This window comes from Candidatus Saccharimonadales bacterium, from assembly GCA_036397795.1.
Classification (GTDB): Bacteria; Patescibacteriota; Saccharimonadia; order Saccharimonadales; family DASWIF01; genus DASWIF01.
In genome coordinates this window covers 1-1,645 of the sequence record DASWIF010000041.1, presented here as the reverse complement: position 1 = coordinate 1,645, position 1,645 = coordinate 1, and the positions used below count along the sequence as shown (strand labels likewise).

The 1,645-nt window shown below is 54.7% G+C and carries 2 protein-coding genes; both read left to right on the top strand.

What is annotated here, in order from left to right; genetic code table 11:
• The coding region (locus VGA08_02760; GenBank protein HEX9679516.1) for a hypothetical protein at positions 1-437 on the top strand (437 nt) is incomplete at its 5' end.
• A gap of 94 nt (positions 438-531) precedes the next feature.
• Positions 532-1,536, top strand: coding sequence for a DNA polymerase III subunit delta (holA, locus tag VGA08_02755; GenBank protein HEX9679515.1), 1,005 nt, complete (start codon positions 532-534; stop codon positions 1,534-1,536).
• The last annotated feature ends 109 nt before the right edge of the window (positions 1,537-1,645 follow it).

Sequence of the window (1,645 nt, the reverse complement as noted above, 5' to 3'; positions counted from 1 at the left end):
AAAGTCTTCTGCGGGCGCTGCGCGGTGTCGGCGCCTTCAAGGGCATGGACAGCGTCAAGCTGCCCAGCTCAAAGAAAACTTTCCGCCCCGTGGAAGAGACTCCCGAGCTCGGCCAGGGTCAGGGCTTCGTCCACAAGGTGATCCCGTCTCGCGGCATCGGCTACATCCGCGATGCCAATGGAAACAGTGTCCGTTTCCACTGGACAAAGGTGCGGGATCGGGGCCCAAACGGTCTAGGCTTGCTGCCGGTCGGCAGCATCGTCACCTTCGAATCCCACCGAAGCGAGCGTCACGGCACGCAAGCCAAGTGGGTCGAGTTGGCCCAGCCCCCGAAGTGCTCCCAGAGCTTCAATCAAATGAAGCAGCAGGCTCCGAATTCCTCCTCAAAGGGGAGGTTCAATGGCATCGAGGGTCTCGAGAAGTTCAAGAAGCCCTAGCCTCAAACAAAGCTCCTTCCTTTTTCAATGACGCAGAGTCTGTATGATCTGCGTCTTTTTTCTTTTGCGTAAATTTGCTACAATACCCTCCACTATGATCATCTACCTCTACGGCCAAGACACATTCCGGTCGCGGCGAAAACTTGAAGAATTAAAGACCAAATTCCGGCGCGAAATTGACGTGGCCGGTTTTAATTTGGAAGTTTTAGACGGCGCCACTCTCACAATTTCAGCCTTTACGGCCGCGGTTGGCTCGGTTCCGTTTATGGCAAAAAAACGCATGGTGGTGGTCGAACAACTTTTTAAAAACCGCCGGAAAGAGCTCCAAGCCGAGCTTTTGCTTCGGCTTCAGCGGCTGGACGAACAAACCATCTTAATTTTTTGGGAGGCTCAGGCGCCAGAAAAGCGCAAATCCAAAAAGGCGGCCGCCGGAAAAACAACGAGTACCAGCTTGAACGACCTTTTAGTCAGCCAAAAATTTGCCCAGCGCTTTGACCTCTTAACCCCACCGCAAGTTCAAACCTGGGCTAAAACTGAAATTCAAAAACTTGGCGGGCAGGTGAGCCCGGACGGCCTGCGACTTTTGGCTGACTATGTCGGCCATGACTTGTGGCGGCTTCAAACCGAAATTGAAAAGCTGGTCGCGGCCGCCCAGCGCCAGGAAATTAGCCGAGAATTAGTGGCCGAGCATGTGCGCTCGCCAATTGAAGACAACATTTTTGCCCTGACCGACGCGGTCGCGGCCGGCCAGCGCCGCCGGAGCTTAAAACTGCTCAACGACCAGCTCGCGCTTGGAGCGCACCCGCTTGAGCTCCTAAGTAAACTGACCTGGCAATTCCGCAATTTACTGCTGATTAAAAGCTTTACGCAAGCCCACGGCGGCCGCTACTCCGCCGATCGGATTGGTACCCAGCTCGGGCTTCACCCATTTGTCGTGCGTAAAATACTCCCGCTCGCGGCCCACTACCGTCTTGATCACCTTAAAAAAACCTATCGGCAGCTTTTAGCCGCGGATCAACGGCTAAAAACAAGCCAGACCGAACCGCACCTCCTCCTCGACCTGCTGCTTGTTCAAAGCGCGCCTGAGCCGGCCCATTAAGGGGAATGTACTAGCTTCACCCCACCTATCCCTCCCCTTTAAAAAGGGGAGGGAGTCTTGGGAAGGCTTCTGTCTTGGCTTTACCTTTTTCGGGAGGGTGGGTTAAAGG